General features: G+C 71.0%; 14 protein-coding genes. 6 read left to right on the top strand and 8 right to left on the bottom strand.

Going from position 1 to position 12,852, the window contains the following annotated elements:
* Positions 1-63: 63 nt before the first annotated feature.
* Positions 64-600, top strand: coding sequence for a DUF4240 domain-containing protein (locus ACFYW3_RS18615; protein WP_351749685.1), 537 nt, complete (start codon positions 64-66; stop codon positions 598-600).
* Between the two features lie 28 nt (positions 601-628).
* On the opposite strand, the gene ACFYW3_RS18610 is transcribed toward ACFYW3_RS18615, so the two are convergent.
* On the bottom strand, positions 629-1,183 hold the full coding sequence (locus ACFYW3_RS18610) for a Uma2 family endonuclease (RefSeq protein WP_389386798.1): 555 nt from the start codon (positions 1,181-1,183) through the stop codon (positions 629-631).
* Positions 1,184-1,326: 143 nt separating this feature from the next.
* On the opposite strand from ACFYW3_RS18610, the gene ACFYW3_RS18605 reads away from it, so the two are divergent.
* On the top strand, positions 1,327-3,159 hold the full coding sequence (locus tag ACFYW3_RS18605) for an NHL domain-containing thioredoxin family protein (RefSeq protein WP_389386797.1): 1,833 nt from the start codon (positions 1,327-1,329) through the stop codon (positions 3,157-3,159).
* 54 nt (positions 3,160-3,213) lie between these two features.
* Here the strand turns inward: ACFYW3_RS18605 and ACFYW3_RS18600 are convergent, their stop codons facing one another.
* From ACFYW3_RS18600 to ACFYW3_RS18575, 6 genes are all read right to left on the bottom strand, one after another.
* Positions 3,214-4,071 (bottom strand): alpha/beta hydrolase, encoded by an 858-nt coding sequence (locus tag ACFYW3_RS18600; RefSeq protein ID WP_351760459.1) that lies wholly within the window; start codon positions 4,069-4,071, stop codon positions 3,214-3,216.
* A 117-nt stretch (positions 4,072-4,188) separates the two neighbouring features.
* On the bottom strand, positions 4,189-5,484 hold the full coding sequence (locus tag ACFYW3_RS18595) for a M18 family aminopeptidase (RefSeq protein ID WP_053675653.1): 1,296 nt from the start codon (positions 5,482-5,484) through the stop codon (positions 4,189-4,191).
* Between the two features lie 100 nt (positions 5,485-5,584).
* Positions 5,585-6,322: a hypothetical protein gene (locus ACFYW3_RS18590; RefSeq protein ID WP_351372249.1), complete on the bottom strand. Its 738-nt coding sequence runs from the start codon at positions 6,320-6,322 to the stop codon at positions 5,585-5,587.
* Positions 6,323-6,454: 132 nt separating this feature from the next.
* Positions 6,455-8,281 carry an acyl-CoA dehydrogenase gene (locus tag ACFYW3_RS18585; protein WP_351372621.1) on the bottom strand — a complete coding sequence of 609 codons (1,827 nt, stop codon included), beginning with the start codon at positions 8,279-8,281 and terminating at the stop codon, positions 6,455-6,457.
* A gap of 230 nt (positions 8,282-8,511) precedes the next feature.
* Complete coding sequence (locus tag ACFYW3_RS18580; RefSeq protein ID WP_389386796.1) at positions 8,512-8,877, bottom strand: ATP-binding protein; 366 nt, start codon at positions 8,875-8,877, stop codon at positions 8,512-8,514.
* 17 nt (positions 8,878-8,894) lie between these two features.
* Complete coding sequence (locus tag ACFYW3_RS18575) at positions 8,895-9,110, bottom strand: hypothetical protein (protein WP_351760452.1); 216 nt, start codon at positions 9,108-9,110, stop codon at positions 8,895-8,897.
* 118 nt (positions 9,111-9,228) lie between these two features.
* Here ACFYW3_RS18575 and ACFYW3_RS18570 point away from each other — a divergent pair, with 118 nt between their 5' ends.
* From ACFYW3_RS18570 to ACFYW3_RS18560, 3 genes are read left to right on the top strand one after another with little or no spacing between them, the layout of a single operon-like run.
* A complete protein-coding gene (locus tag ACFYW3_RS18570) occupies positions 9,229-10,128 on the top strand; it encodes a helix-turn-helix domain-containing protein (protein WP_389386795.1) in 900 nt (299 codons plus the stop codon).
* Complete coding sequence (locus tag ACFYW3_RS18565) at positions 10,082-10,276, top strand: DUF397 domain-containing protein (RefSeq protein ID WP_389386794.1); 195 nt, start codon at positions 10,082-10,084, stop codon at positions 10,274-10,276. Before ACFYW3_RS18570 ends, ACFYW3_RS18565 begins: the two co-directional genes overlap by 47 nt.
* Before the next feature lie 57 nt (positions 10,277-10,333).
* Positions 10,334-10,798 carry an SseB family protein gene (locus tag ACFYW3_RS18560; RefSeq protein WP_053675664.1) on the top strand — a complete coding sequence of 155 codons (465 nt, stop codon included), beginning with the start codon at positions 10,334-10,336 and terminating at the stop codon, positions 10,796-10,798.
* A 264-nt stretch (positions 10,799-11,062) separates the two neighbouring features.
* On the opposite strand, the gene ACFYW3_RS18555 is transcribed toward ACFYW3_RS18560, so the two are convergent.
* Positions 11,063-11,518 (bottom strand): hypothetical protein, encoded by a 456-nt coding sequence (locus ACFYW3_RS18555; protein ID WP_389386793.1) that lies wholly within the window; start codon positions 11,516-11,518, stop codon positions 11,063-11,065.
* Positions 11,519-11,681: 163 nt separating this feature from the next.
* Here ACFYW3_RS18555 and ACFYW3_RS18550 point away from each other — a divergent pair, with 163 nt between their 5' ends.
* Positions 11,682-12,644: a pirin family protein gene (locus ACFYW3_RS18550; protein WP_053675668.1), complete on the top strand. Its 963-nt coding sequence runs from the start codon at positions 11,682-11,684 to the stop codon at positions 12,642-12,644.
* Positions 12,645-12,852 lie beyond the last annotated feature (208 nt).

Genomic DNA, 12,852 nt, shown 5'->3' with positions numbered 1-12,852 from the left:
CGGAGACCGGGGTCGGACCGGGTGTCAGACCCGGGTGTCAGACCCGGGTGTCAGGCTCCCCCCATGGACAAGCAGACCTTCTGGAAGCTGATCGAGTCGGCCCGCGCGGACGCGGGGGACGCCGGGGACGCCGGGGTGGCGCGGCGGGCGTCGGAGCTCCTGGCCGCGTACCCGCAGGGGCGGATAGCCGCCGCCCAGCAGGTGGTGTGGGACCTGCTGGCGGAGTCCTACCGGGCCCCGCTCTGGGCCGCCGCGTACCTGATCAACGGTGGCTGCTCCGACGACGGGTTCGACTACTTCCGCGGCTGGCTCCTGACCCAGGGCGAGGCGACCTTCACGGCGGCCCTGGCCGACCCCGACTCCCTGGCGGACCACCCGGCGGTGCGCGCGGCGGCCTCGGCGGGCGAGGAACTGTCGGACGAGGAGGCGCTCTCCATCGCCTGGACCGCGTACGGGATCGCCACGGGCCGGGAACTCCCGGCGGACTCCTTCACGATCAGCTACCCGGCCCTGGACCCGGACTGGTCCTTCGACTTCGACGACACCGCCCAGACCGCCGCCCGCCTGCCCCGCCTGAGCCTCCTGCTCGCCTCGGCGTGACCCGCCGGCGCGTCCTGCCGGCGGGGCCCTACAGCCCGGTGGTGTCGAGTTCGAGGTCGAACGGCTCCGGCAGCCGCACCGGCGTCCCGAAGGGATGGGGGCCGTCGGTCCGCGTGTAGCCGAGCCCGCTCGGCTCGCAGGAGCCGGTGACGCTCTTCTCCACCCGGTCGACCAGCAGGTACAGCGGCGCGCCGTACTCGGCGTACCGCTTGCGCTTGACGACGCGGTCGGTCTCCGCGTCGCACTCGGAGGTCACCTCGACGATCAGGAGCGTCTGGTCGGGGACGAGGGCCTTGCCGCCTTGCGCCAGATCATCGGGAACCACCGCGATGTCAGGGACGTACCAGTTGGACGATCCCGGCAGATCGAGGTTTCCGGAGCCTTCCACACAACCGAGTTCGTCCACCCTCGCCTCGATCTGGCGACGGACGATCTTCGCTGCGCGCTCGTGGTCCCAACTCGGTGTCACTTGCGTGATGATCCCCTCGACGATCTCCGTTCGATCACCGCTCTGGTGCTGAATCGCGTACTTCAGCGCGCGCTCGGGGTCGATGCCCCGGCCGTAGTCGTGCGCGGTGGTCATGCCGGATGCCTCCTTCGCCGTGCGGCCAGCGTGCCACGGAGGGCCCCGCCCCGTCGTCACCCGCGCGGGTGTTCCCGGGCGGGGGCGGTCCGCCGCCGTGCGCGTGTGATCCCGCGTTCATATCAGGATGGCAAGCTTGAAGCATGAACGATGCCGTCCCGGCGCCCACCCCCGCGCCCCGCCGCAGTGCCCGACTCCGTGCCCCCGAGCTGATCGGCAAGGGCGGCTGGCTGAACACCGGAGGCAAGGAGCTCACCCTTGCCGACCTGCGAGGACGCATCGTCGTTCTCGATTTTTGGACCTTCTGCTGTGTGAACTGCCTGCACGTGCTCGACGAGTTGCGGGAGCTGGAGGAGAAGCACCGGGACACCCTGGTGATCATCGGCGTGCACTCGCCGAAGTTCGTGCACGAGGCCGAGCACACCGCCGTCGTCGACGCCGTCGAGCGCTACGGGGTGCACCACCCCGTGCTCGACGACCCCGAGCTGGCCACCTGGAAGCAGTACGCCGTCCGGGCCTGGCCCACGCTCGTGGTGATCGACCCCGAGGGGTACATCGTCGCCCAGCACGCCGGCGAGGGCCACGCCCACGCCATCGAGCGGCTGGTCGAGGAGCTGGAGGCCGAGCACGAGGGCAAGGGGACCCTGCGGCGCGGTGACGGGCCGTACGTGGCGCCCGAGCCCGTGGCGAGCGACCTGCGGTTCCCCGGGAAGGCGCTCGTCCTGCCCTCCGGGAACCTGCTGGTGTCCGACTCGACGCGGCACCAGCTCGTGGAGCTGGCCCCGGACGGGGAGAGCGTCGTACGGCGCGTCGGCAGCGGCTCGCGCGGCTTCGGGCCGGACGCCTTCAGCGAGCCGCAGGGCCTCGCGCTGCTGCCCGATGGCCGGGTGGTCGTCGCGGACACCGTCAATCACGCGCTGCGGACCTTCGACCCGGAGAGCGGGGTCGTGGAGACCGTCGCCGGGACCGGCCGGCAGTGGTGGCAGGGTTCGCCCACCTCCGGTCACGCCCTGGAAGTGGACCTGTCCTCGCCGTGGGACGTGGCCTGGTGGCAGGGCAAGGTGTGGATCGCGATGGCCGGCGTCCACCAGCTGTGGACCTGGGACCCGGAGTCGGGCACGGTCGAGCTCGCCGCCGGCACCACCAACGAGGGGCTGGTGGACGGGCCGGCCACCGAGGCCTGGTTCGCGCAGCCCTCCGGGCTGGCGGCCACCGAGGACCGGCTGTGGATCGCGGACTCCGAGACCAGCGCGGTGCGTTACGTCCACCGCACCGACACCGGTTACGCGATCACCTCCGCCGTCGGCACCGGTCTCTTCGACTTCGGTCACCGCGACGGCCCCGCCGGGCAGGCGCTGCTCCAGCACCCGCTCGGGGTGACCGCGCTGCCCGACGGCTCGGTCGCGATCTGCGACACGTACAACCACGCCCTGCGCCGCTTCGACCCGGCGACGGGCGAGGTCACCACGCTGGCGACGGACCTGCGCGAGCCCAGTGACGCCGTGCTGGTCGGCTCGGACATCGTGGTCGTCGAGTCGGCGCGGCACCGGCTGACCCGGCTGCGGCTGCCGGAGGAGGCGGTACGGGTGGACGCGGTCGCGCACCGCACGCAGCGGGCGGCGACCGAGGTGGCCCCCGGCCGGCTCCGCCTCGACGTGGTGTTCCAGGCGCCGAGCGGGCAGAAGCTCGACACCCGTTACGGCCCCTCGACCCGACTGCTGGTCTCCTCGACCCCGCCGGAACTGTTGGCGGGGGGCGAGGGCCCGGGCAGTGACCTGTTCCGCGAGCTGGAGTGGAACCCGGACGTCACCGAGGGCGTGCTGCACGTCTCGGCGATGGCGGCGTCCTGCGACGACGACCCGGCCAACGAGTACCCGGCCTGCCACGTCCACCAGCAGGACTGGGGCGTGCCGGTGAAGATCACCGCCGGTGGCGCGGACCGGCTGCCGCTGGTCCTCGCCGGGATGGACGACTGATCCGAGGCCCGGGCCCGGGGACGGACGTCCGTCCCCGGGCCCGGGGCCTCCCGGTCAGGACTTCAGCAGTACCTCGAGCAGCCGGTCCGCGAACGCGGCCGGCCGCTCGACGCAGCCGACGTGTCCGCCGGGGAACTCGGCGAGTCCGACGCCGAGTCGGTGCGCCAGCGCCTCGGCCGGGCGCCGAAGCAGCAGCCCGCGGGACTCCTCGCCGGCCGCCGGGACCAGCCGGTCGGCGTGCGGGACGAGCGCGTCGAGGTCGGGCAGGTGCCCGGTGAACTGGCGCAGTTGGTGTTCGAGGAAGAACGGCGCGTTCGCCGACATCCGCCGGAACACCTCGGGCGGCGGCGGGGTGTGCGCGGCGGGGGCGCGGCGTTCGCCGCCGCCGGCGGCGTCGCCCCCCGTACCGCCTCCGGCGTCGCCGCCGCCCGTGCCCGCCGCCATCACGGCCATCGCGGCCTCGACGCCGCGCTCGCGGTGGGCCTCCACCACCGAGGCGAAGAAGCTCCGCTGCTCGGCGGCGTCCGGCAGCAGCTCCACCAGCGGCGGTTCGTGCGCCACCACCCGTCGTACCAGGGTCGGGTGACGCTGGAGCAGGTCCACGGCGACGATCGCGCCGGCGCTGATGCCGAGGACGTACGCCGGTTCGTCGGTGACCGAGGCCAGCAACAGGGCCGCGTCGTCGGCCTGTTCGGCCGGGCTCTGGTCCTCGGGCGGTCCGTCGAGCGGGCTGCGCGTGGTGCCGCGCGGGTCGGGGGCCACGACCGTGAAGTGGTCGGCGAGGGTGTCGGCGAGGGGGTCCCACACGGCGGCGTCGGCGCCGCCCCCGGGCAGGAGCAGCAGGGCGGGGCCGGAGCCGCGGGTCTCGTAACGGAGGGTGGCGCCGGGGACCTTGAGCGTGTGGACGTGCATGGTGCCGCAACCTTTCCTAGGGCTTCTAGGTTGCAACCTAGCTCTTCTAGGGTCTTGGCGCACGACAAAAAACCCCGCCCCGGACGGATCCGGGGCGGGGCCGTGGAGCGGGGGCGCTCAGCCCTCGAGGAACGCGACCAAGGCGTTGGCCAGCAGGAACGGGTCGTCCGCGCCGCACAGTTCACGGGCGCTGTGCATCGACAGGATCGCCACGCCGATGTCCACGGTCTGGATGCCGTGCCGGGCGGCCGTGATCGGGCCGATCGTCGTGCCGCAGGGAATGGAGTTGTTGGAGACGAAGGTCTGCCACGGCACCCCGGCCCGCTCGCAGGCGTCCGCGAAGACCGCCCGTCCGCTGCCGTCCGTCGCGTACCGCTGGTTGACGTTGACCTTGAGGATCGGGCCGCCGTTGGCGCGCGGGTGGTGCGTCGGGTCGTGCCGCTCCGCGTAGTTGGGGTGCACGGCGTGCCCGGTGTCCGAGGACAGGCAGACGGTGCCCGCGAAGGCCCGCGCCCGGTCCTCGAACGTGCCACCGCGCGCGAAGACCGAACGTTCCATCACGTTGCCCAGGAGCGGGCCGTCCGCGCCGGTGTCCGACTGCGAGCCGCTCTCCTCGTGGTCGAACGCGGCCAGGACCGGGATGTGGTCCAGGGGCTTGTCCGAGCGCGCCGCCGCCGCCAGCGCCGCGACGCCCGCGTGGACCGAGATCAGGTTGTCCATGCGCGGTCCGGCGAGCAGTTCGCGGTCGCGGCCCAGGTACGAGGGCGCCTCGATGGAGTGGACCATCAGGTCCCAGCCCGCCACCGAGCCCTGCGGCAGGCCCTCTTCCTCCTCCAGGAACGCGATCAGGTCGCCCTCCCGGACCTCGCCCAGACCCCAGATCGGCTGCATGTGCCGCTGCTTGTCGAGCTTGAGGCCGTCGACGTTCACCGACCGGTCCATGTGCACGGCCAGTTGCGGGACACGCAGCAGCGCGCGGTCCACGTTCACCAGGCGCTCGGTGCCGTCGCGCAGCGTCAGCCGCCCGGCCAGTCCGAGGTCCCGGTCCAGCCAGGTGTTGAGCAGCGGGCCGCCGTAGACCTCGACGGCGATCTGACGCCATCCCTGGGAACTCATGTCGGGGACGGGCTTGACCCGCAGGTTGGGGGAGTCGGTGTGCGCGCCGACGATGCGGAACGGGGTGTGCGCGGCGGCACCCTCCGGCACGTACCAGGCGACGATCGCGCCGCCGCGGAGCACGAACCTGCCTCCCGATCCCGCGTCCCAGGCGTCCGTTTCCGACACCTGCCGAAACCCTGCCTCCTCCAACCGCGCCGCGGCGTTGGCCACGGCGTGGTACGGCGACGGACTCGCCGTCAGGAAGGTCTTCAGATCATCGGTGTGGCCGCGATCGAAGCGGGTGGGAGAGCTCATGTGGTTCACCTAACGACGGTCGTGTTCGCCTTGGCCGGGCTGCGGCGGATGGCAAGGGGTCGGGGCGGCGCGGGATGTGTGGTCCGCGGTCCCGTGGTCCTCAGCCCGGCGGACGCTCGAATCTGCGCTGCAACTGCCGCCGCTCACCCCGGCGGATGCGCGGGAGCATCTCGGGGGTCTGCGCCGGTCGCTGCGCGCGTCTTCTGCGTCCGGCGCAGAAGATACAGGCCTCGCCCGGCGGGGCGTCGGGGTCGATCGGCGCCCCGGGGTGCTCGGAGCATCCCGAGGCGTTCCGCGGCCGGGACAGTTCCCGGGCCACGATGAAGGCGCGGTGCAGGTCGTCCGCCATCCGCACGAACTCCTCCGGCGGGGAGGAGAGGCCCAGGTGGAAGCGCCGGTCCTCGATCGTGCGGAGGAAGGCGCGCAGCGCGTCATGGGTGTACGGAGGGTCCGGGACGGGATACCCGAGCCGGCGCTGTTCCCCGGCGGCGGGCGCGGCGCCGGCGGGCCGGCCGCCCTGGCCGCGCAGTCCGAGGCGCCGCCGGTCGTTGCAGATCAGGCAGCGGCCCCAGCCGTCGGGGGCCTCGGGGTCGAGGGCGCCGTTGGGGTGCTCGGGGCAGCCGGTGTAGCTCTTGGCGGGCGCCAGCCCGGACGCCGTCTGGAAGGCGATGTAGAGGGCGTCGGCGACGCCGTCGTACTCGGCGGGGTGGGCGCCGTCGTACAGCTCCCGCATGTGGTCGCCGAGGCTGCCCAGGGTCGCCTGCAGCTCCTTGAGGGCGTACGGCCGCCCGGTCGGGACGGAGTACCCCCTGCTGCCGTGCTGATCCTGTGGGCTCATGCCTACGAGCGTGCCATGAACGACCGACAACGGGAGAACGGCCCCGTGAAAACGGCGCGGGCCGGACCCCGTGACGGGATCCGGCCGTTGCCGCGTACGTACACCGCGTACAGCTGTGGGGTGCCTCGGGGCCTAGAAGGCGGCCTCGTCGAGCTCCATGAGGGTGTTGTCCACCGACTCGGCCAGCGCGCGCTGGACCGAGACGCCGGGGAGGATCTCCGCGGCGAAGAACTTCGCGGCGGCGATCTTGCCGGTGTAGAAGGGGACGTCCTTCGCGGAGGCCGTCGCCAGCTTCTCGGCGGCCACGGCCGCGCCCTTGAGCAGCAGGTATCCGACGACCACGTCGCCGGAGGCCATCAGCAGGCGGGTGGTGTTCTGGCCGACCTTGTAGATGTTCTTGACGTCCTCGCCGGTGGCGGTGAGGTCCACGATCATCTGGCCGACGATGGCCTCCAGGTCCACGGCGGCCTTGGCGAGCGCGTCGCGGGCCGGGGCGAGGTCGTCGCCGCCGACGGCCTCGGCGAGGAACTTCTTGATCGTCTCGGAGAGCACGTTCAGGGAGGCGCCCTGGTCGCGCACGATCTTCCGGAAGAAGAAGTCCTGGCCCTGGATCGCCGTGGTGCCCTCGTAGAGGGTGTCGATCTTGGCGTCCCGGATGTACTGCTCGATCGGGTATTCCTGGAGGTAGCCGGAGCCACCGAAGGTCTGCAGCGACTGCGCGAGCTGCTCGTACGACTTCTCCGAGCCGTAGCCCTTCACGATCGGCAGGAGCAGGTCGTTCAGGCCGATGAGCGCGGACGCGTCCTCGCCGGCGGCCTGCTTGACCTGGATCTCGTCCTGGACGGAGGCGGTGTACAGCACGAGGGCGCGCATGCCCTCGGCGTACGCCTTCTGCGTCATGAGCGAGCGGCGCACGTCGGGGTGGTGCGTGATGGTGACCTTGGGGGCCGTCTTGTCCATGAAGTTGGCCAGGTCCGGACCCTGCACGCGCTCCTTGGCGTACTCCAGGGCGTTCAGGTAGCCGGTGGAGAGCGTGGCGATGGCCTTCGTGCCGACCATCATGCGGGCGAACTCGATGATCATGAACATCTGGCGGATGCCGTCGTGCTTGTCACCGATCAGCCAACCCTTGGCGGGGTGCTGGTCGCCGAAGGTCATCTCGCACGTGTTGGACGCCTTGAGGCCCATCTTGTGCTCGACGTTCGTCGCGTAGACGCCGTTGCGCTCGCCCAGCTCGCCGGTCTCCCAGTCGAAGTGGAACTTCGGGACGAGGAAGAGCGACAGGCCCTTGGTGCCCGGGCCGTGGCCCTCGGGGCGGGCGAGGACGTAGTGGAGGATGTTCTCCTCCATGTCGTGCTCACCGGAGGTGATGAAGCGCTTGACGCCCTCGATGTGCCAGGAGCCGTCGTCCTGCTGCACGGCCTTGGTGCGGCCGGCGCCGACGTCCGAGCCGGCGTCCGGCTCGGTGAGGACCATGGTGGAGCCCCAGCGCTTCTCGACCGCGATCTCCGCGACCTTCTTCTGCGCCTCGTTGCCCTCTTCGTAGAGGATGCCGGCGAACGCCGGACCGGAGGAGTACATCCAGACGGCCGGGTTCGCGCCCAGGATCGTCTCGGCGAAGGCCCAGATGAGCGAGCGGGGCGAGGTGGTGCCGCCGATCTCCTCGGGCAGGCCCAGGCGCCAGTACTCGGAGTCCATGAAGGCCTTGTAGCTCTTCTTGAAGGACGCCGGGACGGGAGCGGTGTTCGTGGTCGGGTCGAAGACCGGCGGGTTGCGGTCCGCGTCCTCGAAGGAGGCGGCCAGCTCGTTCTCGGAGAGCTTGGTCATCTCGCTGAGGATGGTCTTGGCGGTCTCGGTGTCCATCTCACCGAACGGGCCGGTGCCGTACAGCTTGTCGCGGCCGAGCACCTCGAAGAGGTTGAACTCGATGTCGCGGAGATTCGACTTGTAGTGCCCCATGGCGACGGCTCCGTTAAGGCTCGGGGAGACAGGTTCCTCGTACATACCAATCGGTAACGTCATGATGCTACCCGTCGGTAATAACAAGCAACCCCTTACCGGTGACTGTGACCAGCATCAAGCCAGAGTGACTGGAGTGCCGCCGGAATCCCAGACCCGTGCGGGGCCGGGATCGGGGGCCTCGGGCGGGTCCGGGGGGTGGTGCGTGGGGGTGCGTGGGGTTGTGCGGGCTACGGGTGCGGGAGCTGCGGGGGCGGGAGTTCGGCCCAGACGGTCTTGCCGCTGTACGGGCCGGGGCGCACGCCCCAGCGGGCGGCGACGGCGTCGAGCACGGCCAGGCCCCGACCGCCCTCGTCCTCGTCGGTCGCCCGGCGCAGGACCGGCCACACGCGGGGGTCGGGATCGCTGACCTCCACCCGGGTGCGGCCGTCGGCCGTGCGGGTGATGGCGAGGGTCACGGGGGTGCCCTCGCCGACGTGCGCGATCACATTGCCCACCAGCTCGCTCACGCAGAGCTGGAGGTCGTGACAGGGTGCGTCCACGTGCGCCCGCACGGACCGCCGCAACGCCGACAGCTCCTGCGGCAGCGCGAGCACCCCGGCACGGAACGGCCTCACCGGCGCGGGGCCCGGTTCAGGGCGGCGGCGAGGGCGCGGGCGGTGGCCGGGTTGCAGGGCCCGAGGGTGAGCAGGGGCGGCGTGCGGTGGGTCGCGGCGTAGGAGGGGAGGTGCAGGTCGAGGGAGGGGAGCGTGATCCCGTGCGCGATCAGCGCGCTGCGGAGCTCGGTCAGTGCCTCGATGGCGAGGCGGTCGCCGGCGTGGTCGCTCATGGGGGGCATCCGTTCCTGTGCGGAGTGTGACGAAGCCCTCACAGAGTGGGGTTGGGGTGCGTACCGTGGGAATGGTTTCCGGCTCCACGGCGCGAGGTGTGAAAGGCGGGCTCCGACAGTGGGCAAGCGCAAGGAGATCGACGGCTCAGCCAGTGTCCCGGCCTTCTACGGGAAGGAGTTGCGCTACAAACGGGAGGCGGCGGGCCTCACGCTCCAGCGGATGGTTGACGGCAGCTTCTACGGGGCCAGCTACTTGAGCGAGATCGAGCACGGGCACCGGCGCATGCCGTTGGATCTGGCGCGGCACGTTGACCGGGTACTGGAAACGGACGGGTTCTTCGCCCGGCGCTGTGATGACGTGCGCAAGGCAAGGGCGAACGTGTACGCGCCCTACTTCGCGGACGCCGTGGAAATGGAGGCCCATGCACGGGACATCGAGGAGTGGAGTCCCATGCTCCTCCCCGGGCCCTTGCAACTGGAGCCCTACATCCGGGAGATCATCCACGCGTTCAATCCCACGGACGACGAGACGATCGTGCAGCGGAAAGTGGCCTCAAGGCGCGCCCGCTCGTGGGCCATCGAGGAGCCCGAAGGGCCGGTGTCCTGGGTCGTGTTCCATGAGTCGATTCTTCGGTACCCCATCGCCAGGGACGATGTGATGGCCGAACAGCTGGCCCACATTGCGGCAGTGGCTCGCCGTCGTCGCTACGTTCCACAGATCCTTCCGTGTAACGCCGGAGCGCACCCGTTCATGATGGGATCGACGTTCCTCATGAGCTTCAGCGACGCTCCTCCGGTCATGTACACGGAGGGCCTGTACAGCGGTCAGATCATCGATGATCCCGGCATCGTGACGCAGTACCAACAGGCTTACAACCGCCTTCGGGCAGCAGCTCTGCCCCCCAAGGTGTCCTTGAAGATGATCGAGACAGCAGCGGAGGAGTACGCAAATGGCACCCATGCGCGTCGACGTGAGCGCAGCAGCCTGGCGGAAGAGCAGCTACAGCACGGCCACTGAGGGGCTGTGCGTCGAGGTGGCGGACAACCTGCCCGGCCTCATCCCCGTCCGGGACACCAAAGACCGCCGGCGCCCGGCCGTGATCGTGACGGCCATCGCGTGGACCCCCTTCGTGCAGGCCCTGAAGGCCGGAGGCCTCACCGCCTGACAGGGTGGTGGCCGGTACCGGCGGGTACGGCGTCGGGCGCTCGGTAGGGTGGGCCGCATGTACGGCTACGACCAGACTCCGGGCGCCCAGCAGCAGGGCTATGCGCAGCAGCCCCCGCCCCAGCAGGGCTACGCGCAGCAGCCGCCGCTGTACCCCGAGCCCTCGCCGCCGTCGCTCGCCGACGCGGTACGGGCCTTCACGACCGGGTCGCTGTCCGCCGAGGACTTCCAGCAGATCTTCGCGACCTCCAAGGTCTACTGCCCGCGCGGTGACACCCCGGGCTTCCTGGCGCTGCACAACACGCAGCAGCCGGTGATCCCCATGTTCACCACGCTCAAGGAACTGCGCCAGTACGCCGGCAAGGAGTCCAAGTACTTCGTGATCACCGGTGCCGAGGTGATCGATCTGCTGCCGACCGGTTACGGATTCGTCCTCGACATGGAGGGCGACCACCGGATGGTGTTCGACGCGAAGGCCGTCGAGCAGATGGTCGACTTCGCGATGCGCCGGATGTACGGCTAGTCCGGCCCTCCCCACGCGGCACACGTCCCTCCCCGCACCTCGCATCGGCCCGTCCCGGCACCGCCGGGGCGGGCCGGCGTCGTCGCGGGGCGGTCGCGTACCGGCTCGGGTGCTTACCGGTTCGGGCGCGGGGCGGTCGCGTACCGGTTCGGGCGTGGTGCGACGCGTACCGGTTCGGGTTCGGGGTGCTTCCCGGTCAGGGCGTGACCCGGTGCGGGCACGGGCGCGGGTTCAGGCACGAACCGGTTCGGGCGCGGCGCGGTTTCAGGTGCGATCGGCGCGGGCGCGGTGGGTCCGGCGGCGCCAGGCCAGGGCGGCGGCGGTGCCCAGCAGGAGCGCGGGTACGGCCCAGGCCCAGAGCTCGCTCAGGTCCGGGCGGTGGGCCAGGCTCAGCCGGAGGCCGGCGAAGGCCACGATCAGGGCCACGTAGCCCGTGCCCTCGCCGTCCTCGGTGACCGAGGCCCAGCGGAGCAGCAGACAGCCGACGAAGCAGAACGCGCTCCAGGTGGCGAGGTACGCCCATGGGGAGCCGGGCTGCGGCGACAGCGGCATGCCGGTCGACGCCCAGCGGAACGCGGCGTAGCCGCCGCCGAAGAGGCAGGCCGCGGTGGCGAGGGACCAGAGGAGCGCGGAGAGCACGGACGGTGTGCGGCGCTCGTCGCGCTCGTCGCTGCCGACGTTCTCGGTGTGCTGGTTGCTGTTCCAGTCGATGTCGTCCACGCGGTGGCCCCCTCGGTCGGTCCTCGTCCTCTGCCCGGTGGAAAGACTCAGGTCAGGGGCTCGGGGTTGACGCGGGAATGACATCGGGTGGCGCGCTGTTCTGCGGGGTGTGGCAGAAAGTTCGAGTTTCAACTAAACTCGACGCCAGAAGGAGGTTCCGACCATGCCTGCAGTGACTGTGGAGAACCCGTTGACGCTCCCCCGCGTCGCGGAGCCCGCCCAGGAGACCGCCGCCCGCAAGGTGCTGGCCGTCACGACCGCCCCGGGTGGTTTCGAGGGCGAGGGGTTCCCGGTGCGCCGCGCGTTCGCCGGGATCAACTACCAGTACCTCGACCCGTTCATCATGATGGACCAGATGGGCGAGGTGGAGTACGCGCCGGGCGAGCCGAAGGGCACCCCCTGGCACCCCCACCGCGGCTTCGAGACCGTCACGTACCTCATCGACGGAACCTTCGTCCACCAGGACAGCAACGGCGGCGGCGGAGTCATCAACGGGGGCGACACCCAGTGGATGACCGCCGGTTCGGGCCTCCTGCACATCGAGGCCCCGCCGGAGTCCCTCGTCGTCTCGGGCGGGCTCTTCCACGGCCTCCAGCTGTGGGTGAACCTCCCGGCCACCGACAAGATGATGCCCCCGCGCTACCAGGACATCGGCGGCGGCCAGGTGCAGTTGCTGTCCACCCCGGACGGCGGCTCGCTGCTCCGCGTGATCGCCGGTGAACTGGACGGCCACGAGGGCCCCGGCATCACCCACACCCCGATCACGATGATCCACGCGACCATCACCCCGGGCGCGCAGATCACCCTGCCGTGGCGCGAGGACTTCAACGCCCTCGCCTACGTCCTGGCCGGGCGCGGCTCGGTCGGCCAGGACCGCCGGCCGATCCACAAGGGCCAGACGGCGGTGTTCGGCGAGGGCGGTTCCCTGACCGTCCGCGCGGACGAGTCCCAGGACTCCAACGCCCCGGACCTGGAGGTCGTCCTGCTCGGCGGCCGCCCGATCCGTGAGCCGATGGCGCACTACGGTCCGTTCGTCATGAACAGCAAGCACGAACTCCAGCAGGCGTTCGACGACTTCCAGGCCGGCCGCCTGGGCACCGTCCCCACGACGGCCCGCACCCGCTGACCGACCGCCCCACGCGGTCACCCCACGACGAAGGCGCCCCCGGATCCCGGGCGGCGTCTTCGTCGTGTGCGGTGCCGGCGAGTCGGACCCGATTCATGTTCAAGTCTCTTTTCCATGGCCTGAATTGACTCTCAGGATTGCCGGAAAGCAGTGGCGTTGGATCATGGCTTGAGCTGGACTGTCCCTCCCCTGCAAAGCGGTGGACGCG

Origin of the sequence: Streptomyces sp. NPDC002602 (genome assembly GCF_042889445.1) — a bacterium.
In the GTDB taxonomy this organism is placed as follows: Bacteria; Actinomycetota; Actinomycetes; order Streptomycetales; family Streptomycetaceae; genus Streptomyces.
The sequence above is the reverse complement of the archived record's forward strand: the minus strand, read 5'-3'. Positions and strand labels throughout refer to the sequence as shown.